Raw genomic sequence first — 26448 nt, forward strand, 5'->3', positions numbered from 1 at the left:
TTCTTTCGGCGCGCGTCCGCTCGAGGCAGCGTCAGACCTTAATGCCCCATTGACGGGCCTACGCCCTTGCGTGGCTTGGTAATCCACACCAACACCGCGAGCACGAGAAACGCCGCGCAGGAAATGCGGAAGAAGTCGTTAGTGGCCATCATATAAGCCTGCGCCGTCACCACCTGATTCAACTGCGCCGTGATGCCGTCGCCGGAGAGCCCGATACCGGCCAGCGCATTGGTATAAGCATTGGTGTTCGCGGCGTAGACGTTGACCGAATCGGTCAGCATCGCGTGATGGCGGATCGTGTCGTTCTCCCAGTACGTCGTGCTAATCGCCGTGCCGATCGCACCCGACAAGGTCCGGAAAAAATTGGACAGCCCGGAAGCACTCGCCAGGCGTTCATCCGGCACACTGGAGAGCGTGATGGTGGTCATCGGCACGAAGAAGCAGGCGACGCCGATGCCTTGCACGAGCCGTGGCCAGATCACATGATTGAACGGCACGTCGAGCGTGAACGTGGAGTTCCAGAACGAGACGAACGCGAACACGATGAACGCAAAACTCGCCACCACGCGCAGGTTCAGCCGGTGCATGTTCTTGCCGATCATCGGCGACAAAAACAGCGCGAGCAAACCAACCGGCGCGGTCGCCAGACCAGCCAGGCCGGCGGTGTAACCCATCACCGTTTGCAGCCAGAGCGGGAAAATCACTACCGAGCCGAAGAAGGCCATAAAGCCGAACGACACGATTATCACGCCAAGCGCGAAGTTGCGATCCTTGAATAGCGAGAGATCGACTACCGGCTCTTTCTCGGTCATCTCCCACACCAGCATGAAGGCGAGCGACACCACAGCGATAACCGCCAGCGTCACGATAAACGTCGAGTTGAACCAGTCGCGATCCTTGCCCAGGTCGAGCACCATCTGCAGGCACGACACCCCGATCACGAGCAGCGCGAGGCCGACCGCGTCGATGCGCTGTTTCGTGGTCTTCGTCTCACGGCCGCGCAGCAGCAGGAACGCGCAAACCGCCGAGAACAGACCGATCGGCACGTTGATATAGAAGATCCACGGCCACGTGTAGTTGTCGGTAATGTAGCCGCCCATCACGGGCCCGAAGATGGGCGCGCAGATCACCGTCATCGCCCATAGACCCAGCGCAAGTCCGCGCTTTTCCGGTGGATACGAGCGCATCAGAATGGTCTGCGAGAGCGGCACCATCGGCCCGGAAACGAGCCCCTGCACCAGCCGGAACGCGATCAGCGATTCGAAGTTGTGCGCGAAGCCGCACAGCGCTGAAGCAATCGTGAAAAGCAACACGGACAGCGTGAACAGCTTCACTTCGCCGACGCGCCGGGCGAGCCAGCCTGTCAGCGGCACCGCAATCGCCGAGGCGACCGAATACGACGAGATCACCCAGGTGCCCTGACTGGTCGCTACGCCGAGGCTGCCGGAAATGGTCGGCACCGCGACGTTCGCAATCGACGTGTCGAGCACTTCCATAAACGTGCCGAGTGCGAGTCCGACCGTTAGCAGAGCCAAAGCGCCGCCCTTCAGCGGGGCGGGTTCAGCGGCGGGTAGGGCGGCGGCGGAAGCCGTGGCATTCATCATTCTTCTCCTCAACCGGAAAGCTTGTCGCGGCAGCCTTATCGACCATACCAGGTAACGTGTTTACATGCCAGATCACTCTCTGCCCAGACAGACATTTTCCGACGACGACGCTCTCAAAAGCGCGTCCAAGTTAGTGTTCGCCGTGTTCCCGCGGCGACGCTTCGGGTGGTTCGTCCAGCGATTCCTGCTGCGGCCCCAATCCACATCCCGCGCTCGCGCCCGCGTCGATGCCGTTTGCGATGAAACGGCCGAGCAGGTCGATCAACGTGGCATGGTCGGCGGCCGAAAATCCGCGCAGTTGCTCGTTCAGCACCGCCGCGCCGAGAGCGGGCAATTGCCGCGCGGCGTCGTGACCTTGCGGCGTCAACTCCAGCTTCACCATGCGCCGATCGGTCTCGCTGCGCGAACGCGCGATAAAGCCTTTCTTTTCAAGGCGATCGAGCAGACGCGTCATCGATCCGCTGTCGTACGACATGGCGCGCGACAGCTCGAACGGTGTGCTCGCCCGCCGCGATGACAGCATCAGGATCACGCCGATCTGCTGCGTGGTCAGTCCCAATGGCTTGACCGCACGATCCGTCCGCTCGACCAGTACGTTTCGAGCTTTCGTCAGGTAGTAGCCAAGACTCGATTCGAGATGAATCTCGTCTGCCTTGTAGGGGCCATCAGTCATCGTGTATCCGGGAACGTCTCGAGCAGAACGGATTTTAGCTGCCTAAGCAGACAAGTCAAACTCGATTTCACATAGCGCGAACGACAGGAAAACAACACGGCCGACGTTCGCGGAGGGAAGTATCTTGAAATTTAATTGCATAGTCAATATTATTATAGGCAACGAGTTACGCGCGACCCGCGCCACCCGAAACATGTTCTGACCGATTGTCTGCCCGTCGCGACCGCGACGCGCGAAAAAGGATTTCCCCGATGCTGTACCTCAAAAACACGCTTGGCGGCCTGAGCCGCTCCCTGACCGATTCCGCGCTCAGCACCTTTCAAGGGCCGCACCGCTGGTGGAAACTCGCGCTGTTCGCCGTCCTGTTCGTCTTGCCAGGCGGATCGGTCGGCGTCGCGGTGCTGGCGTGGTTCGAGCATCGGCGGGGACAGAAGGGCGCCAGGGCAGCAAAAATCCGGTTGGTGGCGGCGGCCGTGCCTACGGCGAACGCCGCTGTCGTTCCTGCCAGCGCGGAAAAGCACGTCGGTCCCGCCGGCGTCTGCCAGACGCGCGGCGATGCGCCGTGCCGGGCCGCCGCGGGTAAGCTGGCCCGCCGGACCAAATCGACGGAATCGCGGGTTTAACGCCTGGCCGGTAACAGCGCGTAACCTTCGCGGCATCGTCAGTAACACACCTGCCTCCTTCCTCGCATTACCCTTTCAGTTTCCCGCGCCCAGCGGGCTCATACGCTAACATTCCGGCGACCAAGATCTCGCCCGGCCGGCGGTGCCGCCATTGGCCGTGCCGCGGCGTCCAGAAGGAATTCATTGCATGCAGTCTGATCGAATCTCGCGCGCGCGGATACTTGCGCCTCGCGCCCTGACTATTGCGGTGGCCGCGGCCTTCGCCAGCCTGCTGGCGGCTTGCGCGGTCGGCCCCGACTACAAGCGGCCTGCCGCCGAGATCCCGGCGTCGTACAAGGAAGCCGCGCCCGGCTGGAAAGTCGCGCAACCGGCCGATCAGCAGGATCGCGGCGACTGGTGGAGCATTTACGAAGATCCTCAGCTCAATGCGCTCGAGGAGCGCCTGAACACCGCCAACCAGACCGTCGCCCAGTTTGCTGCCGCCTATCGGCAGGCGCGCGCGCTCGTCGGCGAGGCGCGTGCGGCATATTTCCCGACTATCGGCGCGTCGGCGGGTGCCACGCGTTCCGGCAACGGGACGTCCTCCGGCGGCAATTCGACCACCGCGACGAGCCGCTCCGGCGTCGGCAACAGTTTCAACGTGCAACTCGACGCAAGCTGGGAGCCGGATCTGTGGGGTTCGGTCACCCGCTCGGTGAACGCGCAAAAAGCCGGCCAGCAAAGCGCCGCGGCGGACCTAGCCAACGCGCGGCTGTCGGCCCAGGCCACGCTCGCCCAGACCTACTTCTCGCTGCGTGCGCTCGATTCGACCCAAAAGCTGCTCGACGACACCGTCGCGGCCTATCAACGCTCGCTGCAGCTCACGCAAAACCAGTACGCAGCCGGCGTTGCCGCGCGCTCCGACGTGATTCAGGCGCAGACACAATTGCAATCGGCGCAGGCGTCCGCAATCGACAACGGCGTTCAGCGCGCCCAGGACGAGCACGCAATCGCCGTTCTGGTGGGCGAGCCGGCCTCGACCTTCTCGATTCCGCCGATGCCGCTCACCGCCGCGCCGCCCACCGTACCGGCGCAGATGCCCTCCGCGCTGCTCGAGCGGCGTCCGGATATCGCCTCGGCGGAGCGCAAGGCCGCAGCGGCGAACGAACAGATCGGCGTCGCTATCGCCGCGTTCTTCCCGTCGCTGACGCTGTCGGCTTCAGGGGGCTTCGAAAATTCGGTGTTCTCGCAGCTGCTGACCGCGCCGTCGCGCTTCTGGACGCTCGGACCGCAGCTCGCCGCAACGCTGTTCGACGCCGGCCTGCGCCAGGCTCAGACCGACGCCGCGCGCGCTGCCTACGACGGCGACGTCGCGACCTACCGTCAAACGGTGCTGGCCGCGTTCCAGGACGTCGAGGACAATCTCGCGTCGCAGCGCATCCTCGCACAGGAAATCGTCGTGCAGCAGCAAGCGGTGGATTCGGCACGCCAGGCGCTCGCCATCGTCACGAACGAATACAAGGCCGGCACGGTCGGCTACGTCAACGTGCTGACAGCGCAGACCACGGCCTTCACGGCCGAGCAGAAGCTGGAGAACATCGCCGGGCAGCGGATGGTGTCGTCGGTCGGTCTGGTGAAGGCGCTGGGCGGCGGCTGGGACGTCTCGCAGATGAATCGCGAAACCGGCGACGTGGCGGCGCCGTTGCCGCTGCCGGCGTCATCGGCCGCGCCTGTCGCGCAAAGCGGGGCGACGCCGCTGTCGCGAATGCATACCGAGTAAAAGCGCCGGCCGTCGAGGCAAGGCAAAAGAGGGATGGCCGCATCCCACGGCCATGCCTCTTTTTTTATTGCGCCGACGCCCGGCGCCACAACGGATCCAGCAGCCCCACGCGGTTATCGCGCTCCTACGCCGCAGCGCTGGCCACCGCACACAACGAAGCCGATGCCCCGCCTCAAGCAACAATGTGCGCCGTAAAGCCGGACCGCGCGCCTCAGTGCACGAACGTCAACGCCACAGTGTCTGGCCCGCTCGGCCGCCCCAACAGGTTCAACAGTCCCGCGAGATTGTCGCGCGCCTCCGGCGCGGCGCTGGCCGTGCCATGAAACGACGTCGACGCCGCCGACACCGTGCCATTGCCGGTCAGCATCAACGGACCCTTGGTGGTGGTCAGGTCGAGCGTGGACGACTCGCCCTGCGCCTGAAACAGCACCCGGTACGAGCCAAGCGGCTTGACCAGCGAGACGCGCGAACTGACGTCGGTCAACGTGACGGTCAGTTGCCCGAATGCTTCCCGATTGAAGCTGCGCCAGTCCGACCAGGACAGTTGCACATTGCCCTGCAGATCGAGCGTGTTAAAGGGCGCGCCAAGACCGCTCAGCAGCGAAGCCGGCACGGCGATCGCGCCCGCCGTAACAGTCGCGGTGCGCGGCGTGGCGTCGACGGTGATCGGCTCCGGCATTGCTTCGCTGTGCCGCATGATCATGCGCACACGGCCGGTAAACAGCGGCCAGAACGCCGTGCGCCATTCGATCCGCCCGGGCAGCAGCGTCGCCGCGCTCATGTCCGAGCCGGCAGCCAGCATCAGCGTGGCCGAGCCGTGCCACAGCGAACCGGCCGGATCGACCAGATTGACGTGGCCACCTGTCTGCTTGGCGAACTGCGGGGTGATCCAGGCGGCCGGCAGCATCGTCAGCATCACGGCCGCGGCGGACAGCACCGCGATCACCAGCCAAGGCAGCGCGACGCGCAAGCGCCGCATCCAGTAATTCATGCGAGATCCTGTGACGGCGCGGTCGCGGTTATTGTCATTTCGCGGTAGACGGCTGCAACGACGCCGTCAGGTCCACCTGCCCGTCTTCCTTGAGCGCCGTGGCGTGCGCCTCCGAGACTTGCACCTTGAATTGCTTGCGCACGTCGTCGACCCAGACGGTCCATGCCGGGAACGACGCGTTCTTCAACTGGATCTGGACAGCATTGCCGATCACCTGAACCTGCGTCGCCGCGAGGCCGTGATCGTTGAGCGAAGCGGTCAGCGCGTCCTTCAGCGCTGCGCCGGTCGGCGCGACGCCTTGAGCCGCCGCCGACAGTTGACGCGCTTCGTTCGCCTGCGCGGTCATCTGCGCCAACTGACGCTGCATGGCGGGCAGCGATTCACGCAGATGCGAGCGGCCTTCCTGCGCCGGCGCCCACAGCACCGACCACGCGATCACCACGGCGAGAACGCCGCCGCCCCACGTCAGGAGGGCTTTTTCGCGCTCGGTGCGCTGCTCCCAGAATCCGGCCCATGTTTGAGCGAGTTCAGCTTTCATTGTCCGTTCCTGATGGTCCACTTGCCGGTATTGCTGTCGATCGCGCCGCTCAGGCCGTTGCGCGCAAGGCGCTTGGCGAAATCGGGATCGAGCTTGACCTCCGGCTTGAAGTTCACGTCGAGCCGGCGGTCGTGATAGTCGAGCGCGGCAATGCCGTTGACCGGCGCCGGCGCCAGCGAACGCGCGAGGCCGTCGGCGAGCGGCAGGAAATCGTCCGGCGACAGCTCGCCCGCCGCCACGCGCAGCTGCTGCAACTGACGCGCCATCTGGTCGGGCGCGTCGAGCACGACGGTCGTTTTGGGGAAGGTATTAAGCAGCAATTCGGTCATCTGCGTGTTGATCGCATCGCGTTGGCGCGCGAGCATCAGCCACTGCACGTTTGCACCGATGATGGCGATCAGCAGCGCGCCGACTGCGAGCAGCACCGGCAGCCGCAGACGCCGCAGCGTCGCGCGGTCAAGCCGCCACGGCTGCGAAGCAAACTCGAACTGGCACAGGTCGAAGCGGCACTCCAGCGCGCTCCGCGCCAGTTGCTCGAACGGCAGCGGACTCGCGCCGTGGATGTGCGCTGCCAGCCGGGCCGGGCTATTCGGCGCGAGACTCGGCTCGTTGCCGGGCACTTCGGTGAGCATGTGCAGCGAGACCGGCGCCGCCCCGGCGAGCGCGGCGAGCGTCGCGTTCACGGCATTGGCGGGCACTGCCAGCCCTTCGCCCTGCACGCCGCGCGCAATCGCCAGTTCGACGCGCGGCACGCCTCGGTCGCCTGCGCTGTTCGCCACGCCTTCGAGCAGCAGGGCGGGCGCGGTCTGCACTACGGCGCCGAGCACGGCGGCCACCATCGGCACCGCAGCCGCGACGCCGGGCGCTAGCGCCGGCGCGACGCCCGGCAGTAACGACGCGTCGCCTGCAGCGCCCGCCATGGCCGGCTCACCGGCATTTACCGTTTCGGTGACTTCGGCGGGCACATCGGCATCGAGCGCGGCCGCCTGCGGCAGACAGCGCGTGACCGGCACCGCGCGCAAACTGCGATGCCCGGCGTTGGCGAACGATTCGCAGATATACCGGAACCAGCCGCGGTCGATGATCGCCAGCAACTGCCGGCCGCCCGCGAGCGGTTTCGGGTCGACGGCGATGTGACAGGTCTGCGGGTCCTGGATCAGTTGATCCTCGACGATATTGGGCAGCGCCTGGCGCAGCCGCGGGCCACGTAGCGGCGGCAGTGTGGCGGGCATCATCAGCAGATCGCGCGCGGCGACCATCAGCACCGTGGTGGACGCGCGCGGCAGCAGCGCGAGCGCCGACCGGCCGGCGCGCTGGGCGCGGCCCGACTTGTCGAGCAGCACGAACGGCAACTCCGGCAGTTGCCATTCCTGCGACGGCACCGCCGGGTCACGCGGCGGCAATAGAACGATCAGCGTGCTCAAAGGCCACTCTCTCTGGGAAAAGCGTTATTCATAGTTGGTCTTCTACTCGCACGATACGCGTAGTGTGAGTCAATGCATCGCGATAGACGAGGGTCGTGCGGTCCACCTCGGCGCGTTCGTGCTGCACGCGGCCGTGGATGAGGAAGTAATTCGAGTTGACGTCGAGTTCGCTCGGGTCGATCGAGACCGATTGCACGCCGGCGCCGCGCAACGCGAGCTGTATGTCGCCGACATTGCGGAAAAACACCGTTTGCCGGCGCGCGACGAAGGCTTGCGCCGTCGACACGCTCATTCCCGGCACGACCGCCGCGATGACTTCGGCCGACGCCGTGTTCACGTTGACCGCCGACACGGTCGGCAGCACGGTGACGAAGGGGCGCAGGCGCGCGACCATTTCGGGCGTATAGCCGGGGATATCGAGCAACGAGTCGACGCTGGTCATCTGGATCGGCGCGTTCGCGGAACTGTCGTCGCTGTCTTCGATACCCGGTTTGTTGGTGAAGCTGCCGCCGGTGGCGCCGCCCTGGATCGGCGGCGGGGTCGCGGTGGTGCCGTTCGTCGAGGTGATGGTCTGGAAACGGGTTGCCGATTGTGCGAGGCTCGCGCGGACCTGGATTGCCGTGGTTTTTGCCAGTTGGCTGTTTGCGCCGAGTGATGCCAGTAGGCGCTGGTAGGCGCCGATCTGGTCCATGTCCAGTTGCATCACGCCTGGGGCTGGGCTTTCGACCAGGTTTCTCAGGTTGAATTTTGCCTGGGCGTCTTCGATTGATCCCGACAGGTAGGTTTCTGCGCCTTGTTGTGCTCTTACTTCGCCTATTTGGCCCAGGAAATCGGATAGGCGGGTTTTGGCTATTGGGACGCCCCATAGGCCGCCAAGGTATGTGATGCCGGCTGATGTGTCGCCTTCTGAGCGGAGGATCAGGCGTGTCCAGTCTAGCGCGCCGCGGGCTACCCATTGGGCCTGGGACAGGAGGCGCTGGTTTTCTATCCTTCGGATCTGGACTTGCTGGCGCCAGAGCATGCCCGACACCAGAATCGCTGATAGCGCGACTACTAGTAATGCGCTGATTATGGCTACGCCGGTTTGGGTTTTTTGGGTTTTATTGGCCTTTCCTTGAATTCTTTGTGGTCTATTAGCGTCGCCCCTGTGCGGGGCGGCACCTACTTTCTTTGCCGCGGCAAAGAAAGTAGGCAAAGAAAGCCGCTTCACACCGCCAATGCTAAGCGGATCCCCCGCACAGCAACGGTAGTGGACCATCTGGAATCCGTCTCCTCGCGCATTCAACCCCGGTGACAAGGCCGTCATACCTCCCGCCTCGCACTCCGTGCTCGCCGGAAGGGTAGAGCTCGGTGCCTGCGTTTTGGCGAAGCGGGGGCCGTCGGCTTCGCCTCGGCGGGGCGCCGAATTAGGTGCGGGTGCATGCCCGGACGCCGAAGCAGGCCGGAGATACCATGAGGCGTACTCCGGCATTGCCAGGGACTGCTGGTTTGATTGCTTGCCGCTCGGCGCGCGCAGCGCCGCCGGAGCGGATGACTGCCTGGTCACTGCCGTTGGCTGTGCGAGGGCATGTGCGTTGATCGCGCCACTACCGCGACTGTGCGGGGGACCCGCTTGTACGTTAGCGGTGTGAAGCCGCTTTCTTTGCTTACTTTCTTTGCGGCGGCAAAGAAAGTAAGTGCCGCCCCGCACAGGGGCAACGCTAATAGACCACAAAGAATTCAAGGAAAGGCCAACACGCAAAAACCCCAAAGCCCCCAAACACTCCCGTCGGAAAGACAAAACCGAGAACCTCATATCACTCTCCGACGAGAAAAACGCGAGTAACAGGCCGCGCCAACGACTTAGCCCCGACACTCACCTGCAACCCCGTCACCGACCGCGGCAGCGGCGCGCTCCCCAGTTGGGGCACCTTAAGATTATTGTCCGCCTCGGTAATGGCACTCTGCACTTCACCCATCTGCGTAGTCCACCCCACCTTAGGCACATAAACCTGAGCAGAAATAGACCCAACACCGCCCATCAACGGCACCCCACTCCATCCTTCACCTTCACTGCCGCGCAAAGCCCGCCGCAAGTCCCCCATATTCGCCAACGGCGGCGACGCATATCGAATCACGCGTCCATCGGACACCCGATACCGCACCACCTGCAACCGCGGCGCCGCGCCCGGCAACCGGAATTCCCGCACGATCTGCAACACGCTGCCGGACACCGACACCGCCGCCTGACCAGCCTCATCATCCGACGCGGCCTGCCGCGCATCAATCCGCATCTGGTCGAAGAGCTGCGCAAAAACGCGCTCCTCCTCCATCGCGCTCGTGATGGTCTGCCGGCCGCGAATGATCTGGTCGAGCCCGCGCCACGACAGCACGGCTATCACCGCCAGAATCGCAATCGCCACCAGCAATTCGATCAGCGTGAAACCACGCGCGCCCCTTGCCCTCAACGGGCGGCGGCGCTCAGAGCGAACGGTTGTTTTCATTCGCGACCACCGTCACCATCTGAGCCAGATTGCCGGAACCGCCCGGCATCGTCACCATCACCTCCACCCGACGAAACACCGGGTTCGGCGTGGCCGTCACCTGCTCGGTACAGACCAGTTGCAAGTTGCCCTGCGAACAGTCGAAACTCGTCGAGCCGACGTTCGGCCAGGCATGCGTCAAATGCAGTTGCGCCAAGGTATTGTCCGCGCTCCAGCCCGCCAGCAAACGGCGGTGCAGATCGGCCTCGCCGCTCGCCAGACTACCCACCGCGCGCAACGACGCGGCCAACGCCACCGCGATGATCGCCAGCGCCACCAGCACTTCGATCATCGTGAAACCGCGCTGCGCGCCGTGAACCTTCTCGCGAGCCGTCATGCTCCTGCAACGACGCATCTCAGTGCACCTCGTAGCGGCCATTGCCGGTGCCGACTATCGTCGCGCTCCCGGCTGCCGAAAACAGCGTGATCTGCACGGGCACGTCGATCGCCTCGGTGCCGAATACGATACGGCTGGGCTGCGAATCCGAACCCGGATAGCTGATGCTCACCCCGGTCACGCCGCCTTCCCAACGGCGCGGCCCCAGCAGATCGTCACGCAGCGGACGCCAGCCGTCTTCGGTGCGCAGGTCGAAACGAAAGCCGCCATCGAGCGGTTGCCAGGCGATCGGCCGCGCGCGCACCTGCGCTTCGTCGCCAGCCGATTCGAACAGCAGCGCGAGACGCTGCGCTTCCTCGTTCAGATCGGTGCGCGGATTACGTGTCATCGTCAACGCGGTCAAGGACACCAGCAGGCCCGCAATCACCAGCACCACCAGCATTTCGAGCAGTGTGAAACCCGCCGCGCGTTTGCCGCCGCCGGGCCGGCCCGCCTCACGCGGGTGACGCACGCCTTGCGAGCGCGCGCCAGCCCACGCCGCGCGCGGCAACGGAGCCGTACAGGGCGTGTCCACACGGGACTTGCAAGGGGACAATCGCATAGTGCCGGCCACGAACGATCAACTCAAAATCAAACGACGATGCATCGACAGGAACGTGCGAGGTTCAATCCCGCCGCACGCATGAAAACACCAACTCATCGAACGCCTACTGCCACGAGCCGACGTCGGCGTCGTTGCCTTCGCCGCCCGCTTTACCGTCAGCGCCGTAGCTGAACACGTCGATCTCGCCGTGCACGCCCGGATTCAGATACTGGTAAGCGTTGCCCCACGGATCGTTCGGCAGACGCTCCAGGTAACCGCCGTCTTTCCAGTTGCTCGGCACCGGGTCCGTGGCCGGTTTTTCGATCAGCGCGCGCAAGCCTTGCTCCTGCGTCGGATAACGGCCGTTATCCAGACGATAGAGTTTCAGCGCCTGCATCATCGTGCCGATATCCTGCTTGGCGGCGACACGGCGCGCTTCGTCGGGACGGCTCATGATCTTCGGCACGATCAACGCGGCCAGAATGCCCAGAATCGCGATCACGACCATGATTTCGATCAGCGTGAACCCGCGTTGGCGACGGCTGCGCGGACCCGCGATGTCATGACGGCGAGTGGTCGACAGTTGCATAGCTTGCTACCTCTTTTCAGGTGAAATTTTTGACTCGGCGGGATTCGCGTTTTGGCAATCAGGGTGCCATTGAACACGCCCGGCCGGTCATTTTAATGTCATGCAGTTGAAGGGTCGTGAGAAGGCGCTTTCAGCCCAACGCAATTTTCACAATAGTCCGTACAATGATGCGCATGAACGCCATCCAAATCCGCCTTCTGTCGCTCGCGCTGTTCGCCGTGTTCTGCGCGACGCTCACCTACTGGGTCATCACGCTCAGCACGTTGTCCGGTGCGCCGTTGCCCGCAGCCGCCGCGCACGCGCAGATCTCGACCGAGCAGGCTGCCACGCTATTCGGCGGCCAACTCACGCGCAACGCCAACCAGGACGTGCGGCTGTTCGGCATCCTCGCTTTGCGGGAAGGCGCCGCGGCCATCGTCAGCGTGGGCGGCGAACCGCCGCATGCGGTGTCGCTCGGCAGCGCGCTGATGAAAGGCACCAAACTCTCCGAAGTCCGCGCCCGCTCAATCATCATCGACCGCAATGGCGCGCATTCAGAAGTGTTCCTGCCGGCCAATCCCGCAGGCCCGACGATCTACGTGCGCTGAAGCCCGGGCGCTGCACAGCAGCCTCGCTTCAATCGATTGCGCGGTGACCTCTAGCAGTGACCGGGCAATCCACTCCTACTGCACCAGGTTGTTCAATTCGATGATCGGCAGCATCACTGCCAGCACGATCACCAGCACCACGCCCCCCATCGCCAGGATCAGCAACGGCTCCAGCAGACTCGTCAGGAACATCGTGCGACGTTCGAGTTCGCGCGCTTCACCGTCGGCCGCGCGGTCGAGCATCGTGGTCACGTCGCCGGTCGCTTCGCCCGAACGGATCAGGTGAACCAGCACGGGCGGAAAAGTCTTCGTATTGCCGAGCGCGCGCGACAGCGACGTACCTTCCCGCACCCGCACGATCGCATCGTCGATGTTCTCGCGCATCGCGTTGTTGCTGAGCGTTTCGGCGGCGGCTTGCAGCGCGCGCAGAATCGGCACGCCCGCCGCGGTGAGAATGCCGAGCGTGCTGGCAAAGCGCACCGTGTTATAGCCGCGTACGAGTTTGCCGAGCAGCGGTGCGGTGAGCAGCCAACGGTCGAACGCGAGGCGCGGACCGGGCTGCCTCAGAACCGAGCGCACCAGGTACACCAGCACGGCCACGCCGATCAGCATCGCCCACCACCAGTGCCGCACGAATCCGGAGAGCGCCATCATCATGATGGTGAGAAAGGGCAGTTGCTGCTTGGTGCTGGCGAACACGTTCACCACCTGCGGCACGACGTAGCTCAACAGAAACGTGACGATGCCGAAAGCGATGATCGTGACAATGGTCGGGTACGTGAACGCGAGCACGATCTTCTGCTTCAGCGCGTTGCGTTGCTCGATGTAGTCGGCGAGCCGCGACAGCACGAGACCGAGCTTGCCGGTATGTTCGCCCGCCGCGACCAGCGCGCGATAAATCTCGGGGAAGTCTTTCGGATGCTGCGTCAGTGCATTGGCCAGCGAATGGCCGCCGAGCACTTCCGCGCGAATCGACGCCATCAGTTCGCGAATATAGTCGCGCTCCGATTGCTCGGTCAGCACCGCGAGCGCTTCGTCGAGCGGCAGGCCCGCAATCAGCAGGCTGGCGAGCTGGCGCGTCAGGATCGCCTGCTCGCGTTGCGACAGACGCCGCCCGAGCGACAGCCGCTGATTACGCTCGCCGCGCGTGCGCGTGGCCGCCGGTTCCACGACGAGCGGCGTCAGTCCTTGCGAGCGCAGATTGGTCCGCGCGCCGCGCGCGCTGTCCGCGTCGAGCACGCCTTTTTGCGCCTTGCCCGCCGCGTCGATCGCTTCGAAACGAAATGCCGGCATGCGCTTATGCTCCGCCCGTGACGCGGATCACTTCTTCGAGCGATGTCAGCCCGGAGGCGAGCCAGCGGTCCGCATCTTCGCGCAGCGTGCGCATGCCTTGCGCACGGCCGGCCGCGAGAATCTCCGCGTCGGCTGCGTTGCGGTGAACCAGCGTGCGGATGTCGTCGTCGATCAACAGCAATTCGTAGACGCCGCGGCGTCCCGCGTAACCGGAATGGCCGCACCGGTCGCAACCGACCGGGTGGTAGCGCACGCTGCCGTCTTCCTCGACACGCTCTTCGCGGCATATCGGGCACAGGCGCCGCACCAGCCGCTGCGCCAATACGCCGAGCAGCGACGACGCCAGCAGATACGGTTCGACACCCATGTCGGTCAAACGCGTCACGGCGGATGCCGCGTCGTTCGTGTGCAGCGTGGCCAGCACGAGGTGGCCCGTCAACGACGCCTGCACCGCGATCTGCGCGGTTTCGAGGTCGCGGATTTCACCGATCATGATGACGTCCGGGTCCTGCCGCAAAATCGAGCGCAACGCCCGCGCGAAGGTCATGCCGATTCGTTCGTTGACCTGCGTCTGGCCGATGCCCGACAGGTCGTATTCGATCGGATCCTCGACCGTCATGATGTTCGTGGTCGCGGTTTCGAGCCGTGACATGGCCGCATACAGCGTGGTCGTTTTACCGGAACCGGTCGGCCCGGTCACCAGCACGATGCCGTGCGGCCTGCCGATCAGCTTGTCGAACTTGCCGAGCGTATCTGACGCCATGCCGAGCGCTTCGAGGTTCAGGCGCGACGCGTCTTTTTCCAGCAGACGCAGCACCGCGCGTTCGCCGTGGCCGGTCGGCAGCGTGGAGACGCGCACGTCGACCGGGCGGCCGCCCACGCGCAGCGTGATACGGCCGTCCTGCGGCAAACGCTTTTCGGCGATATCGAGCTGCGCCATGATCTTGATCCGCGAGATCAGCGCGCCGTGCAGCGCTTTCTTCGGCCGCACGACGTCGCGCAACGTACCGTCGACGCGAAAGCGCACGACGGAAGAAGTCTCGAACGGCTCGATATGAATATCCGACGCCTGCTCGCGCGCCGCTTGCGTGAGCAGGGCATTGATCATGCGGATGATCGGGGCGTCGTCTTCCGACTCCAGCAGATCCTCCACTTCGGGAATGTCCTGCATCAGGCGCGAGAGATCGACTTCGCCTTCCACTTCGCCGACCACCTGCGCAGCGCTGCCGTCCTGGCGCGCATACGCCTGGTTGATCGCTTGCGTGAGCTCGTCGGCGGGCAGCCGTACGATCGACACCGCGCCGAAGTTACGCGCTACTTCGGACAGCGCGGCGTCGCTCGTGCGTTCGCTGATCCAGACCTCGAGGCTGTCCGCATGCTGATGCGCGACCAGAATCTGGCCGGCACGGGCAAAGCCGTACGGCACGAGCCGCGCGGCGATGGCGGAGGGCGCCTCGCGCCCGGCATGCTCCGTCACGCCGGCGGGCGGTAGTGTTGCGGCACCAACTCGCGTTGCGGCTGGCGTAGCAGACGCTGACGGCGGCGTGGACGGCGTGCTCACGGCCGCACTCCAGGCGACGCCGTGGACGGCGTCACGGTGACGGGGCTGCTCTGTATGGCAGGCCCGACGGTGGCCGGGCTGCTCTGCACGGCGTTACCGTTGGTAGCGGCGCCGCCATTCGTGGGCGCTCCGCCGTTGGCCGGCGGCGGCGCCAACTGTTGACGGCGCATCTTGTCGAGATCGAACAGATTCATCGCGGGCGACCCACCCTGGCTTGGACCGATCGGCATCGGCGGAACCACCGGATCGTCGTTGTCCTTCATCAGGTTGTTGTCCTGCTTGTACGCGCCCTGCACGCCCTGGATGTAGTCGTAGCGATTCGACGTCACGGCCTGAGCCGTACCGCGATCGCTGATGATCACAGGGCGCAGGAACACCATCAGGTTGGTCTTGTTGCGGGTCTTCTGTTCCGAGCGGAACAGCTGGCCGATCCACGGAATATCGCCCAGCAGCGGCACCTTGCTGTTGCTGACCTGATAGTTGTCCTGCATCAAGCCGCCCAGCACGATGATCTCGCCGTTATCGGCGAGCACCGTCGACTGGATCGAACGCTTGGTGAATTCCGGGCCGGCCGGGTTGGTCGCCGCGTTGTTCGTGCCAGTGACGATCGCCGAGTCTTCCGTGTAGAGCTGCAGCTTGAGAATGCCGCCGTCCGTGATTTGCGGCTTCACGTGCAGCGTCAGACCGACGTCGACGCGGTCGTAGGTATTGAACGCCGAAGTCGCCGTCGCGCTCGTCAGATTCGAATATGAACCCGTCTGAATCGGCACGTTCGTACCGACGACGATCTTCGCTTCCTCGTTGTCGAGCGTAATGAGATTAGGCGTGGACAGCACGTTCGCGTCGGCGGTCTGCGACAGCGCCTGCAGCAGCGCGCCGAGTCCTTGCACACCGAAGATGTTGTGAATCCAGCCGATATTCAGGCCTTGCTGGAGCGCCCCGCTTCCGAGCGCGCTGGCGAGTCCGCCGGTGGACCCGGCCGCCACAGCCGCCGCCGTCAGATTGACGATGCTGTTGCTGCTGCCGGTCTGCAGATTGGTGCCGGCGAAGATCGAATTGTTCGCCACCTGCCACTGAATGCCGAGGTTGCCGCTTGTGTTCGAGTTCAACTCGACGATCAACGCCTCGAGATAGACCTGCGCGCGACGTGCGTCGAGCTGGTCGATTACCGCGCGCAGATTTCGGTACACCGGCTCGGCCGCCGTGATGATCAGCGAGTTGGTCGCGGAATCCGCCTGGATCATGCCGCCTTGCTGATTGTCGTCGCTCTTGTCCTTCTCGTTGCCGAAGCCGCCGTTATTGGAACCGCCCGCGCCGTATCCGCCGCTGCCGCTGCCGCCCATCGGCGAAGCCAGAGAGCTGCTGCCGAGTCCGCCCGACGGCAGCGGCGGCGTACCCGACGAGCCCGTCGAATTGTTGCCGCCTATGCCCCCCGTGTTGTTCTGGTTGAACGAATTCGCGTCGTTCGAGTTGCTCGACGAGCCGGTCTCGCCGCCTTTGCCGAACATGCCGCGCAAGGTCTTCGCGAGCTTCGTCGCGTCCGCGTTGCGCAGCGGCACGACGTGAATGTTGCCGGGCATGGTGGTCGGCGTATCGAGTTCTTTCGCCAGAGTCTTCGCCGCCGCGAGGCGCGCGCCGTTCGACGCGCGGATCAGCAGCGAGTTGGTGCGCGGGTCGGCGGTGACCGATACCTTCAGCGTCGCGTCGGTACTGCCGATCGCACCCGGGTCGAGCATCTTGTTGAGTTGCGTGGCGATGTCGATCGCATTCGCGTTCTTCAGTTGCACCACCGATACCGACTGGCCCGCCGCGGAATCCACGCCCTGGATGATCTGGGCAATACGCCGCACGTTGTCGGCGTAGTCAGTGACTACAATCGTGTTGTTGGCTGGGTAGGCCGCGACGGTATTGTTCGGCGAGATGAGCGGACGCAGCACCGGCAGCAGATTGTTGGCCGATTCGTTCTTCAGAACGAATACCTGCGTGACAACCTGGTCGCCGCGAGCCGTAGGCGTATTGCCGACATAGGTCGGCACGCCTTGCAGCTTTGCGTCGGCCTCGGGCACGACTTTCAGTACGCCGTGGTCCTGCACGAGCGCGAAGCCCTGCATGCGCAAGGCGGACTGCAAGGTTTTCAGTGCCTGATCTTCAGGCACCGCGTTCTCCGACACGAGATTCAACTGACCTTTCACACGCGGGTCGACGATGATCGTTTTGCCGGTTGCCGCTCCAATCGCCTTGGCCACCTGGTCGATGTCCGCGTTGACGAAGTTCAGTGTCACCTGTGCCTGTGCTGTCTGCGCGGTGATCAAGCCAGCCACCAGCAGCGCCGTTGCGACGCGACGCAAAGCCATACGATTTCTTCTCATGGAATAAGGTTTCGATGCCGACAGCCGTAGCTGTCGACGGTCATGCAGTGCGGACATGCGAGCAGGCCGCCGTCCTGACGGTCTGCCGGCCAGCCTCGCGGACGATTTTCGCCCTCGTCGGCCGCCGTCCGATGTCCGAAAAAAATGAACAGTAACAGTTTTTCATGTCTGATTTGTCACAAAACGAACTGTCTTGCGCGATTTCTCTGGAAATCGCCGCCTGCTGTCAAACAATTGAAAGCCAACGGAAAGTCAGACGATTGGGCGCGAAAACGCTTCGTTTTCTGCTCCCTTATGTCGGTTAGCCAACTTGACGGGGGTCTGCCTGCCGGTATGATACGAGCCGTTCGAGTCCCTGGTTGCGGGTTGCCGACGCGGGTTTTCCCCGATGTCCGACAAACCTCCGGCCTGCGTGGCCCGGCGACCGTCAGCGGCTGAAGTATGGCCGATACGATGCCTTACCGAACCTTACTCTTGCGCTTTGCTTAGTGGTCTTGACTGATGAAACGAAGCTTCGTCACCGTCGCCGTGGGACTTGCCATGCTGATAGCAGCAGGGTCCGCACGCGCCGATTGCTTTGACGAAGCAGCGAAGTATCAGAAGGTCAACCCCTTGATTCTGCGCGCAATTGCGTGGCAGGAGTCGCACAATCGTCCCGACGCAACGCATAAAAATGCAAATGGCTCGACCGACTACGGCGTGATGCAGATCAATTCGATCCATCTGCCCGTGCTCGCCCAGTATGGCATCTCGCAAGGCACGCTGATGGAACCGTGCAAGAACGTCTATATAGCGGCGTGGCATCTGCGCCGTCAGATGAACAAGTACGGCAACACCTGGCAGGCCATCGGTGCCTACCACTCCGAAACGCCGGTGCTGCGCGACAAGTACGCGCAGCAGATCGCCGCGATCCTGCGCAAATGGAATCTGATGCCGGCTGCGCGCTGATCCGGCCACATCACGCGAACTCCGCCCATTTTGATGCACAATGCGGCTTCGTGCCGCCGCCGAGGCTCGACCTCGTTGCGGTCCGCAGTCATGCGGCGCCGCGCCCGGCGTGCCTTCCAATCCCCTAGCTTCTCCGTACTGCGATGAACCAGCCGCTACTGCCCGTCACCGTGCTCTCCGGTTTTCTGGGCGCCGGCAAGACCACGCTCCTGAATCACATCCTCGCGAATCGCGCGGGTTTGCGCGTGGCCGTGATCGTCAACGATCTGGCCGCCGTCAATATCGACGCGACCCTCGTGCGCGACGCCGCCGCGCTTTCTCACGTCGAGGAGCAACTCGTCGAGCTGTCGAATGGCTGCATCTGCTGCACGCTGCGCGACGATCTGCGGGTCGAGATCAAGCGGCTGGCCGGCGAGCAGCGTTTCGACGCGATCCTGATCGAATCGACCGGCGTGGCCGAGCCGATGCCGATCGCCGAGACCTTCGCCTACGTCGACGATGAAGGCGCGTCGCTCGCCGACGTCGCGCGGCTCGACACAATGGTGACCGTGGTCGATGCGTTCAACTTCCTGCGCGACTACGGCTCGGCCGACGCGCTTGCCGAGCGCGGCATCGCCGCGACCGAGGAAGACGACCGCACGCTGGTCGAGTTGCTGATCGAGCAGATCGAATTCTGCGACGTGCTGGTGGTGAACAAGGCCGATCTGGTGAGCGCGGACGAACTCACGCGCCTGCAGCGCATTCTCGGCCGGATCAACCCGCGCGCAGTGCAAGTCGTCGCACGTTTTGGCGACGTGCCGCTTGAGCAGGTGCTAAATACCGGCCGCTTCGATTTCGACGAGGCGGCGGGCGCGCCGGGCTGGCTAACATCGCTCGATCATGAGCATGACCACGAGCACGGTCATGCTCATCACGGCGAGGCTGACGAATTCGGCATCGGCAATTTCATTTACCGGGCGCGCCGGCCGTTTCATCCGGAACGCCTATGGGCGTTGCTGCATCAGGAGTGGAAGGGTGTATTGCGCAGCAAGGGCTTCTTCTGGCTCGCCACGCGTAACGATATCGCCGGTTCGCTTTCGCAGGCGGGCGGTGCTTGCCGGCACGGTCCGGCGGGCATGTGGTGGGCCGCTCAGGATCGCAGCGAGTGGCCGGAAGGCGACGACGAGTTGGCCGCCGAAATCGCCGCGGACTGGTACGGCGATCCGGACGATCTGAGCATCGGCGACCGTCGCCAGGAACTGGTGATGATCGGCGTCGGCATCGACGCCGCGGTCTGGAAAGCGAAGTTCGACGCGTGCCTGCTGACCGACGATGAATACGCGCAGGGACCGCAAGCCTGGGAGCAGTTCGCCGATCCGTTCCCGGCCTGGGACTTCGACGAAGACGACCACGATCATCATGACCACGATCACGATCACGATCACGACGGTCATGGCCATGGTGAGATCGTGCATCGTCACGACTGAACTGAACTGAACGGTCTTCGCCGCGCGGCGCAATCGTGCCACGACGCCCGTCGCGCCTTTCCCATCCCCAATGCGCGGGCGAAAAAAAACCCGCCGTTGGCGGGTGTCAACTGCCTGGCAGTAATCTGCTTAGCGCTTGTTGACTGCGTCCTTGAACGCCTTACCAGCCGTGAACTTGACGGTCTTGGCGGCCGGAATCTTGATAGTTTCGCCGGTCTTGGGGTTACGACCCGTACGCGCTGCGCGCTTGCCCGAACCGAAGCTGCCGAAGCCGATCAACTGGACCGCATCACCCTTCGACACAGACTTCTTGATCACTTCAAGCAACGTGTCCAGCGTTTCACCGGTTTGAGCCTTGCTGGCGCCCGTCTGTCCTGCGACGGCGTCGATCAGTTCCTGTTTGTTCATTAAGGTTCCTTTCTGAGTTTAGGTTGACACGAACAGCGCGAACGCGCCGATTATACGTGCGCGGGCCGCGCCGTCGAGCAGCGCCGGCTCCGGATCCCCTCCGGACCAAAGGCGCCGGACAGATGACTGCCCGTCGGCCGTGCTGCCGCTCCCTTCGCGGCGCTTGCTATGATAGCGCAGCGCAAACCCAATCAGGACAAGGGTTTCGAAGATTTAAGCGGTTCCGGGGTCGATATCGCAAGGAAATCGCAAATTGTGCGTTCGGCGACCGCCAACCGAGGCCTGAAACCCAGTATGGACGGGGCTTGGCGTTGGTTTTTGCCAACGTTCAGCGGGTCTTTTTCGCCGTCCGGCGAGCTATCCGCGCGCGGTAACGTTCGATCCCACGCGTAAGTAACCACCCGGCCGCCTCAAATCTTTTCAATTCCCCGCGGGGGCCTGGCGCGAAACGACAGGTCCGGGGGCATTTTTCCGAGCGTCATTTTCCGTCGCGCATGACCGATCCGCTAATCCCCGCCGTCCTCGCTTTTCGCGACAACGGCACACCTTTTTCGCCGCTATACGACGACATTTATCACAGCGCCGTAGGCGGTCTCGAACAGGCTCGATACGTATTCCTGCACGGCAATTCGCTGCCCGTTCGGTGGCAGGGCCGTCGCATTTTCACCGTGCTGGAGACCGGCTTCGGCATGGGCATCAATTTTCTGATGACCTGGGCCGCGTGGCGCACCGACCCGTCGCGGTGCGAGCGGCTGCATTTCGTGTCGGCCGAGAAGCATCCCTTTACCGTCGGCGACTTGCGCAAGGTGATTGCAGCGACGATCTCCGACCCGGAGATCGCCGCTCTCGCGCAAGCGCTCGCGAACGCCTGGCCGATGCTCGTTCCCGGCACGCATCGGCTCGAATTCGATGAAGGGCGCGTGGTGCTCACGCTGGTTTTCGGCGACGCGCAGGAGCGCTTGCCGGCCTTGAGGCTCCGCGCCGATGCGTTCTATCTCGATGGCTTCGCGCCCGCCAAGAATCCCGAGCTTTGGACTCCGATGATCTTCAAGGCGCTCGCTCGGCTGGCAGGCGAGGGCGCCACCTTCGCCACTTACAGCAGCGCCGGCGACATCAAGCGCGCGCTGACGCAATGCGGCTTCGAGTACCGCAAGGTGGACGGCTTCGGCTGGAAACGGGCGATGCTGGTCGGCCATTTCGCGCCGCGCTGGCGTGTGCGCCGTCACGAGCCGCCGACGCCGCTCGCGGTCGACGAAAGGCATGCGGTGGTGATCGGCGCGGGGCTGGCCGGCTGCGCCGTGATCGAGCGGCTCGCCGCGCGCGGCTGGCGCGTCACGTCGCTGGAGCGGCACGCTTCGGTGGCGCAGGAGGCATCGGGCAATCCGGCCGGCGTGTTCCATCCCATGATTTCGCGCGACGACAGCGTCGCCTCGCGCGTCACGCGTGCCGGCTTTCTGTATGCGCTCAGCCGTTGGGCCGCGCTCGAGCGGCTCGGTCACGCGCCGTTGCGCGGCGGCCAGGGCCTATTGCAGATCGCCGCGGACGAAGACGAAGCCCGCTCGATCCGAGAAGCGATCGCTGCATCCGGCTATCCGTCCGACTACGTCACGCCCGTCTCTTCAGATGAAGCGCAGCGGCTCGCCGGCATGCCGCTCGCGCGCGGTGGATGGTTCTTTCCACACGGTGGCTGGATCGACCCGGCGTCGCTATGCGCCGCGCAGTGTGCGGCGGCGGGTTCACTACTGGAGCGCCGCTTCGGTGTGGACGTCGCGCGAATCGAGCGGTCCGGTGGTCAATGGACCGTATTCGATACGTCGGGCGATGTCATCGTGCGTGCGCCGGTGGTTATCGTCGCCACTGCACACGATGCCGCGCGCATCGCCGGTTTGCAGCATGCTCCGACTCGCAGCATTCGCGGTCAACTCACTTTGCTGCCAGCCGGCACCGTGCTGCCGCCGCTTCAGATGCCCGTCATCGGCGAAGGCTACGCTGTGCCGCTCGCGGACGGTGTCACGTTGACCGGCGCCACATATGAACTCGACGACCCCGACACATCACTGCGCGCGGACGGCCACCTAGAAAACCTGGAACGCGTCGCGCAGATGCTGCCGGCCTTTGCAAACGTCGCCGATCCGGCTCGATCGACTGTGTTAGCCGGACGCGTCGCGTTCCGCTGCGTCACCAGCGATCGCATGCCGATGATCGGCCAGCTCGCCGACGAAGCGCAGGCTGCGCTTGACGCCGCGCGTCTGCGTGGCGCATGGCCGCTTGATCTGCCACGGACGGACGGCCTCTACGGCGCCTTTGCGTACGGTTCACGAGGCCTTGTATGGGCGGCGCTCGGCGCGGAACTGATCGCCTCGCAACTCGAAGGCGAACCTTGGCCGCTTGAACGGGATCTGGCTGAAGACATCGACCCGGCGCGCTTCCTGTTGCGCGCATTGCGTCAGGGAACAGTGAGTTAACCGCGGGCCCCACCCAGCCGGCTCGCCTGATAAGTTATCCACTGAAAGTTGTGGATAACCGCTTGGTTTACCGGCGCAACAGGTGTGGAACCGTTGTGGACGTAAACGGGGTAACTTGGCCGTCGTCGAAAAGCGCCAAAAGTTACCCTTGTATACGCGCCGCTCCCGCACATGCTGTGCATCCGGTTATGCCGTCGGCAAAGCGATGATTCGTTTCGGTAAACAGGAGTTATCCACAGAAACCGAGGCACCTTGTTAACTGTTACTACGTATACATACGGTAAACCTGTAAACAGAAAGACCGTGGCGGCTGCAGAGCTATCGGCGTAGCTCGGACCGCTTCTGAACCCGTGCAAAACTCCCGCCGCGATGTCCCGAAAAGCACATCTGCCGCGATCAAACTAGCCATTTGACCGGCCCAATTCGCGCTGAAAACGGTCGGTTTTTCCTCACGCCAGCGAGATAACGTACGTTTTTACCGTTTTGCCAGCATGTTCGCGCCTTTTCGGTCAAGGCTGAAAAAGCTATGGCACAATCGCCGTTCTTTTCCGCGTCGTGCCCTGTCTCTACAGCGGCACACGCAGCAAACGGAACGGTGCCGCTCAATCAGAATCTGATTCAAAGTCGACGGCGCTCTATCACCGTGCCGGTTGCTACGGCCGCACCCCGAATGCGCCAGGTTCCTTACTGCTGCCGGGCATTCAGATCATCCGATCGTTGAAAAACTCGCAACGCTGGCCACGCGAAGCGATCGCGACAGTGAGCGCTTCATGTGCCCACCCCGCTCGCCGGTTTTCGTGCCGGTTCGTGTCGCCTGCCGTTGCTGCTAAGGAGAACCCATTACGATGAATTCGGCGTTTTCATTTTTTCCAGCCTGGCCGCTTTCACCCGACGCCATTTTTTGGGCTGGTCTCGCATTGCTCGCCGCCGGCCTGTGCGGTGAGCTGTGCTATCGCGCGTGGCGTTTACCGCGCATTTCCGGTTATGCAGTGATTGGTCTGATCGCCGGTGCGGCCGGATCGGGCGTGATCGACGCGGATTCCGCGAGCGCCGCGCGGCCGCTGCTCGATGTCGCGCTCGGTTTGTTGCTGTTCGAACTCGGCAGCCGGCTCGATTTGCGCTGGATCCGTCGGAATCCGTGGCTGATTCTGTCGAGCGTCGCCGAAGCCACGCTGACTTTCGCGCTCGTGTTGCCGGTTTTGCTGTTCCTCAACGTGCCGCTGATGGTGGCAACCGTGCTCGCCGCGATTGCCATGGCAACGTCGCCGGCCATGGTGATTCAGCTGAAAACGGAATTGCGCGCGGAAGGCCAGGTCACCCAGCGTCTGCTGACCCTGACCGCGCTGAACAGCATGTATGCCGTGGTGATCGAGAAGCTCGTATCGAGCTGGCTGCATCAGGAGATGTACGGCAACGTATTCGCGACCATCCTGCAGCCGCTTTATCTGCTGGTCGGCTCGCTCGTGCTCGCGTATCTGCTCGCGCGTACCTGCACATTCTTTTATCGACGGTTGAACATGCAGGACGAGCACTCGTTCGTCGCGCTGTTCGGCCTCGTGCTGCTGGCCATCGCGGTCGCGCATCTGTTCAAGCTGTCGACCATTCTTGCGTTGCTGGCCGCGGGCATCATCGTGAAGAATCATGAAGCGCGTCCGCAGTTGTGGCCCGAGCACTTCGGCACGGCCGGCTGGTTGTTGACCGTGATTCTGTTCGTGCTGACGCTGACTTCGTTCGAATGGAAAGACATCGCGCTCGGCGGCGTCGCGGCGCTGGGTCTGATTGTTGCGCGCCTCGTGGCGAAACTGGTGGGCGTGCTGGCGTTCGCCAAGCCGAGCGGCTTGAACTGGAAGCAGGGGATGGCGCTCGGTCTATCCTTATCGCCGATGTCGGCGCTCGCGTATCTGCTGGTCGACGACACTTACAACCTGTATCCGAACTTCGACCCGCAACTGCGCGCGATCGTGATGTGTTCCATTTTCGTGCTGCAGATTCTCGGGCCGTGGCTCGTCTATCGCAGCCTGGCGCTGGTCGCTGAACGGCGCGAATAGCAAGCGCGAGGCAAAGAGCGCGTTGTGCTGCTCGAAGCTCGATGTTTCACACGCTTTTTGCAACTTATATTCGATTCCAAAACGGCCGGGCATGTGACCCATGCCCGGCCGACCTGACTCAGGGGACGCCATGTCACTCGAACCCTTCATCGATTCGAAACCGTTCACCTTCGGCGTCGAACTCGAGATGCAGATCGTCAATACGCATGACTATGATCTGACCAAAGCCGGCTCGGATCTGCTGCGCCTCATCAAGGACGAAAAGATCCCCGGCAACATCACGCCGGAAATCACCGAAAGCATGATTGAGTTGTCGACCAGCATTTGCACGACACATGAGCAGGCCGTCGCCGACTTGCGCAAGATTCGCGACACGCTGGTCTCCGCGGCGGATCATCTGAACGTCGGTTTGTGCGGCGGCGGCACGCACGCGTTCCAGCAATGGAGCGAGCGGCAGATCGTCGATACGCCGCGTTTTCAGTATCTCTCCGAGTTGTACGGCTATCTTGCCAAGCAATTCACGGTGTTCGGCCAGCACGTGCATATCGGCTGCCCGGATCCGAACAGTGCGCTCTATCTGCTGCATTCCATGTCGCGCTTCATTCCGCATTTCATTGCGTTGTCCGCGTCGTCGCCGTTCGTGCAGGGTGTCGATACCGGTTTTCATTCGGCACGACTGAATTCCGTGTTCGCGTTCCCGCTGTCGGGCCGCGCGCCGTTCGTCCTGACGTGGGACAGTTTCGAGGAATATTTCTCGAAGATGGTCCACACCGGCGTCGTCAACAGCATGAAAGATTTCTACTGGGACATCCGGCCGAAGCCGGGTTTCGGCACGATCGAAGTTCGTGTGATGGACACGCCGTTGTCCGTGGATCGCGCGGCGGCGATTGCCTGCTACATCCAGACGCTCGCCCGGCATCTGCTGCTCGACAAACCGATCACGCCGCAAGAAGACGATTACCTCGTCTACACGTTCAATCGTTTCGAAGCATGCCGCTTCGGCCTGGCCGGTACCTGCATCAATCCGCAAACGGGCGAGCGCAAGACGATTTCCGAAGACATCCTCGAAACATTGGATCTGATTGCTCCGCACGCCGAAGCGTTGGGTTCCGGCAACGCGCTTGCCGAGATCGGCGCGATCGCTCGCGGTCAGGTGAATGATGCAACCTGGTTACGCGGTGTCGTCGAACGGGAAAAGTCTCTGCATGAAGCCGTCAGGCAGCAGTGTTTGCAGTGGCGGGCCTGACCGCGGGCTGATGGCCCGCGTGAAATCGTAAGGAAACCCGCCTCGAGCGGGTTTTTTTCAATAAATTAATTTTCCAGCTCGGCGTGCCTTAGGTTTTTATACCGTTAATGTATACAAACGTAGTAGTAGTTAACAAGCATTGCATCTGCCTGTGGACAACTGAATAATTCCCTGCAAAGTCAACGTGCTGCGTAAACCATAACTGCGCTGATCGAGGGTGCATCGGCGCCGGTATACGAGGACAACTTTGTGACAGGAGGATCAGGCCTGGGTGCTTATCAAGAATCGGCGCACAAGCCATCCCGGAGTTTTCCCGTGGTTATCCACAACTTGTGTTGGATAACTTAGCTGTACGATTCGCCGCTCTCGCATAGAATGTCGTTTCCGCTGCTTTGCCTTGCAAGGCGGTAAATT

22 protein-coding genes are annotated in these 26448 nt (G+C 63.3%); 8 read left to right on the top strand and 14 right to left on the bottom strand.

The features are described 5' to 3' along the window. Nucleotides 1-38 precede the first annotated feature (38 nt). Both B0G71_RS19390 and B0G71_RS19395 read right to left on the bottom strand, forming a co-directional pair. The gene (locus B0G71_RS19390) at nucleotides 39-1601 is read right to left on the bottom strand and encodes a DHA2 family efflux MFS transporter permease subunit (protein ID WP_116143510.1); all 1563 of its coding nucleotides are present in this window, start codon (nucleotides 1599-1601) and stop codon (nucleotides 39-41) included. A 133-nt stretch (nucleotides 1602-1734) separates the two neighbouring features. After that, nucleotides 1735-2277, bottom strand: coding sequence for a MarR family winged helix-turn-helix transcriptional regulator (locus tag B0G71_RS19395; protein ID WP_116143512.1), 543 nt, complete (start codon nucleotides 2275-2277; stop codon nucleotides 1735-1737). A gap of 251 nt (nucleotides 2278-2528) precedes the next feature. On the opposite strand from B0G71_RS19395, the gene B0G71_RS19400 reads away from it, so the two are divergent. Further along, nucleotides 2529-2900 (top strand): hypothetical protein, encoded by a 372-nt coding sequence (locus B0G71_RS19400; protein WP_116143514.1) that lies wholly within the window; start codon nucleotides 2529-2531, stop codon nucleotides 2898-2900. Between the two features lie 187 nt (nucleotides 2901-3087). After that, nucleotides 3088-4659 carry an efflux transporter outer membrane subunit gene (locus B0G71_RS19405; RefSeq protein ID WP_116143516.1) on the top strand — a complete coding sequence of 524 codons (1572 nt, stop codon included), beginning with the start codon at nucleotides 3088-3090 and terminating at the stop codon, nucleotides 4657-4659. A gap of 211 nt (nucleotides 4660-4870) precedes the next feature. Here B0G71_RS19405 and B0G71_RS19410 read toward each other — a convergent pair whose 3' ends face one another. The 8 genes from B0G71_RS19410 to gspG all read right to left on the bottom strand — a co-directional run bounded on the left by B0G71_RS19410 (nucleotide 4871) and on the right by gspG (nucleotide 11643). Then, complete coding sequence (locus tag B0G71_RS19410) at nucleotides 4871-5650, bottom strand: type II secretion system protein N (RefSeq protein WP_116143518.1); 780 nt, start codon at nucleotides 5648-5650, stop codon at nucleotides 4871-4873. Between the two features lie 34 nt (nucleotides 5651-5684). Then, the gene (locus B0G71_RS19415) at nucleotides 5685-6188 is read right to left on the bottom strand and encodes a type II secretion system protein M (protein ID WP_116143520.1); all 504 of its coding nucleotides are present in this window, start codon (nucleotides 6186-6188) and stop codon (nucleotides 5685-5687) included. Then, nucleotides 6185-7612: a type II secretion system protein GspL gene (gene gspL / locus B0G71_RS19420; RefSeq protein ID WP_116143522.1), complete on the bottom strand. Its 1428-nt coding sequence runs from the start codon at nucleotides 7610-7612 to the stop codon at nucleotides 6185-6187. The genes B0G71_RS19415 and gspL overlap by 4 nt, the downstream gene beginning before the upstream one ends. A gap of 28 nt (nucleotides 7613-7640) precedes the next feature. Then, entirely contained in the window at nucleotides 7641-8918 is a 1278-nt protein-coding gene (gspK, locus tag B0G71_RS19425; RefSeq protein ID WP_181916796.1) for a type II secretion system minor pseudopilin GspK, read from the bottom strand. 490 nt (nucleotides 8919-9408) lie between these two features. Next, the gene (locus B0G71_RS19430) at nucleotides 9409-10095 is read right to left on the bottom strand and encodes a type II secretion system protein J (protein WP_116143524.1); all 687 of its coding nucleotides are present in this window, start codon (nucleotides 10093-10095) and stop codon (nucleotides 9409-9411) included. Beyond that, on the bottom strand, nucleotides 10073-10489 hold the full coding sequence (gene gspI / locus B0G71_RS19435; protein ID WP_106284906.1) for a type II secretion system minor pseudopilin GspI: 417 nt from the start codon (nucleotides 10487-10489) through the stop codon (nucleotides 10073-10075). Before gspI ends, B0G71_RS19430 begins: the two co-directional genes overlap by 23 nt. 1 nt (nucleotide 10490) lies before the next feature. Beyond that, complete coding sequence (locus B0G71_RS19440; protein ID WP_116143526.1) at nucleotides 10491-11072, bottom strand: GspH/FimT family pseudopilin; 582 nt, start codon at nucleotides 11070-11072, stop codon at nucleotides 10491-10493. Between the two features lie 106 nt (nucleotides 11073-11178). Next, nucleotides 11179-11643 carry a type II secretion system major pseudopilin GspG gene (gspG, locus tag B0G71_RS19445; protein WP_106284905.1) on the bottom strand — a complete coding sequence of 155 codons (465 nt, stop codon included), beginning with the start codon at nucleotides 11641-11643 and terminating at the stop codon, nucleotides 11179-11181. Nucleotides 11644-11816: 173 nt separating this feature from the next. Here gspG and B0G71_RS19450 point away from each other — a divergent pair, with 173 nt between their 5' ends. Further along, nucleotides 11817-12230 (top strand): general secretion pathway protein GspC, encoded by a 414-nt coding sequence (locus tag B0G71_RS19450; protein ID WP_106284950.1) that lies wholly within the window; start codon nucleotides 11817-11819, stop codon nucleotides 12228-12230. A gap of 75 nt (nucleotides 12231-12305) precedes the next feature. On the opposite strand, the gene gspF is transcribed toward B0G71_RS19450, so the two are convergent. The 3 genes from gspF to gspD are packed head-to-tail and all read right to left on the bottom strand — an operon-like array spanning nucleotide 12306 to nucleotide 17438. Next, on the bottom strand, nucleotides 12306-13523 hold the full coding sequence (gspF, locus tag B0G71_RS19455; RefSeq protein ID WP_116143528.1) for a type II secretion system inner membrane protein GspF: 1218 nt from the start codon (nucleotides 13521-13523) through the stop codon (nucleotides 12306-12308). 4 nt (nucleotides 13524-13527) lie between these two features. Continuing rightward, nucleotides 13528-15084, bottom strand: coding sequence for a type II secretion system ATPase GspE (gspE, locus tag B0G71_RS19460; protein WP_116143530.1), 1557 nt, complete (start codon nucleotides 15082-15084; stop codon nucleotides 13528-13530). Further along, complete coding sequence (gspD, locus tag B0G71_RS19465; protein WP_116143532.1) at nucleotides 15081-17438, bottom strand: type II secretion system secretin GspD; 2358 nt, start codon at nucleotides 17436-17438, stop codon at nucleotides 15081-15083. Before gspD ends, gspE begins: the two co-directional genes overlap by 4 nt. Before the next feature lie 516 nt (nucleotides 17439-17954). Here gspD and B0G71_RS19470 point away from each other — a divergent pair. Next, nucleotides 17955-18401, top strand: coding sequence for a lytic transglycosylase domain-containing protein (locus B0G71_RS19470; protein WP_116143534.1), 447 nt, complete (start codon nucleotides 17955-17957; stop codon nucleotides 18399-18401). 143 nt (nucleotides 18402-18544) lie between these two features. Beyond that, nucleotides 18545-19867, top strand: a complete 1323-nt coding sequence (locus B0G71_RS19475; protein WP_116143536.1) for a GTP-binding protein — start codon at nucleotides 18545-18547, stop codon at nucleotides 19865-19867. Between the two features lie 129 nt (nucleotides 19868-19996). Here B0G71_RS19475 and B0G71_RS19480 read toward each other — a convergent pair whose 3' ends face one another. Then, entirely contained in the window at nucleotides 19997-20275 is a 279-nt protein-coding gene (locus B0G71_RS19480; protein WP_006050811.1) for an HU family DNA-binding protein, read from the bottom strand. A 494-nt stretch (nucleotides 20276-20769) separates the two neighbouring features. Here B0G71_RS19480 and mnmC point away from each other — a divergent pair, with 494 nt between their 5' ends. From mnmC to B0G71_RS19495, 3 genes are all read left to right on the top strand, one after another. Continuing rightward, entirely contained in the window at nucleotides 20770-22740 is a 1971-nt protein-coding gene (gene mnmC / locus B0G71_RS19485; protein WP_116143538.1) for a bifunctional tRNA (5-methylaminomethyl-2-thiouridine)(34)-methyltransferase MnmD/FAD-dependent 5-carboxymethylaminomethyl-2-thiouridine(34) oxidoreductase MnmC, read from the top strand. Nucleotides 22741-23585: 845 nt separating this feature from the next. Beyond that, the gene (locus B0G71_RS19490; RefSeq protein WP_106284898.1) at nucleotides 23586-24788 is read left to right on the top strand and encodes a cation:proton antiporter; all 1203 of its coding nucleotides are present in this window, start codon (nucleotides 23586-23588) and stop codon (nucleotides 24786-24788) included. Nucleotides 24789-24918: 130 nt separating this feature from the next. Continuing rightward, nucleotides 24919-26034 (top strand): YbdK family carboxylate-amine ligase, encoded by a 1116-nt coding sequence (locus B0G71_RS19495; RefSeq protein WP_116143540.1) that lies wholly within the window; start codon nucleotides 24919-24921, stop codon nucleotides 26032-26034. The last annotated feature ends 414 nt before the right edge of the window (nucleotides 26035-26448 follow it).

It is taken from the genome of Paraburkholderia sp. BL27I4N3, from assembly GCF_003386115.1.
Taxonomy (GTDB): Bacteria; Pseudomonadota; Gammaproteobacteria; order Burkholderiales; family Burkholderiaceae; genus Paraburkholderia.

Excerpts from the sequence above, each read along its gene's own strand:
- B0G71_RS19395 (WP_116143512.1), bottom strand. The coding sequence starts at position 2,277 with ATGACTGATGGCCCCTACAAGGCAGACGAGATTCATCTCGAATCGAGT.
- B0G71_RS19400 (WP_116143514.1), top strand. The coding sequence starts at position 2,529 with ATGCTGTACCTCAAAAACACGCTTGGCGGCCTGAGCCGCTCCCTGACC.
- B0G71_RS19415 (WP_116143520.1), bottom strand. The coding sequence starts at position 6,188 with ATGAAAGCTGAACTCGCTCAAACATGGGCCGGATTCTGGGAGCAGCGC.
- B0G71_RS19470 (WP_116143534.1), top strand. The coding sequence starts at position 17,955 with ATGAAACGAAGCTTCGTCACCGTCGCCGTGGGACTTGCCATGCTGATA.
- B0G71_RS19405 (WP_116143516.1), top strand. The coding sequence starts at position 3,088 with ATGCAGTCTGATCGAATCTCGCGCGCGCGGATACTTGCGCCTCGCGCC.
- B0G71_RS19430 (WP_116143524.1), bottom strand. The coding sequence starts at position 10,095 with ATGAAAACAACCGTTCGCTCTGAGCGCCGCCGCCCGTTGAGGGCAAGG.
- B0G71_RS19495 (WP_116143540.1), top strand. The coding sequence starts at position 24,919 with ATGTCACTCGAACCCTTCATCGATTCGAAACCGTTCACCTTCGGCGTC.
- gspF (WP_116143528.1), bottom strand. The coding sequence starts at position 13,523 with ATGCCGGCATTTCGTTTCGAAGCGATCGACGCGGCGGGCAAGGCGCAA.
- gspG (WP_106284905.1), bottom strand. The coding sequence starts at position 11,643 with ATGCAACTGTCGACCACTCGCCGTCATGACATCGCGGGTCCGCGCAGC.
- B0G71_RS19410 (WP_116143518.1), bottom strand. The coding sequence starts at position 5,650 with ATGAATTACTGGATGCGGCGCTTGCGCGTCGCGCTGCCTTGGCTGGTG.
- gspD (WP_116143532.1), bottom strand. The coding sequence starts at position 17,438 with ATGGCTTTGCGTCGCGTCGCAACGGCGCTGCTGGTGGCTGGCTTGATC.
- B0G71_RS19390 (WP_116143510.1), bottom strand. The coding sequence starts at position 1,601 with ATGAATGCCACGGCTTCCGCCGCCGCCCTACCCGCCGCTGAACCCGCC.
- gspI (WP_106284906.1), bottom strand. The coding sequence starts at position 10,489 with ATGCGTCGTTGCAGGAGCATGACGGCTCGCGAGAAGGTTCACGGCGCG.
- B0G71_RS19490 (WP_106284898.1), top strand. The coding sequence starts at position 23,586 with ATGAATTCGGCGTTTTCATTTTTTCCAGCCTGGCCGCTTTCACCCGAC.
- mnmC (WP_116143538.1), top strand. The coding sequence starts at position 20,770 with ATGACCGATCCGCTAATCCCCGCCGTCCTCGCTTTTCGCGACAACGGC.
- B0G71_RS19440 (WP_116143526.1), bottom strand. The coding sequence starts at position 11,072 with ATGCGATTGTCCCCTTGCAAGTCCCGTGTGGACACGCCCTGTACGGCT.
- B0G71_RS19475 (WP_116143536.1), top strand. The coding sequence starts at position 18,545 with ATGAACCAGCCGCTACTGCCCGTCACCGTGCTCTCCGGTTTTCTGGGC.
- B0G71_RS19450 (WP_106284950.1), top strand. The coding sequence starts at position 11,817 with ATGAACGCCATCCAAATCCGCCTTCTGTCGCTCGCGCTGTTCGCCGTG.
- B0G71_RS19480 (WP_006050811.1), bottom strand. The coding sequence starts at position 20,275 with ATGAACAAACAGGAACTGATCGACGCCGTCGCAGGACAGACGGGCGCC.
- gspK (WP_181916796.1), bottom strand. The coding sequence starts at position 8,918 with ATGACGGCCTTGTCACCGGGGTTGAATGCGCGAGGAGACGGATTCCAG.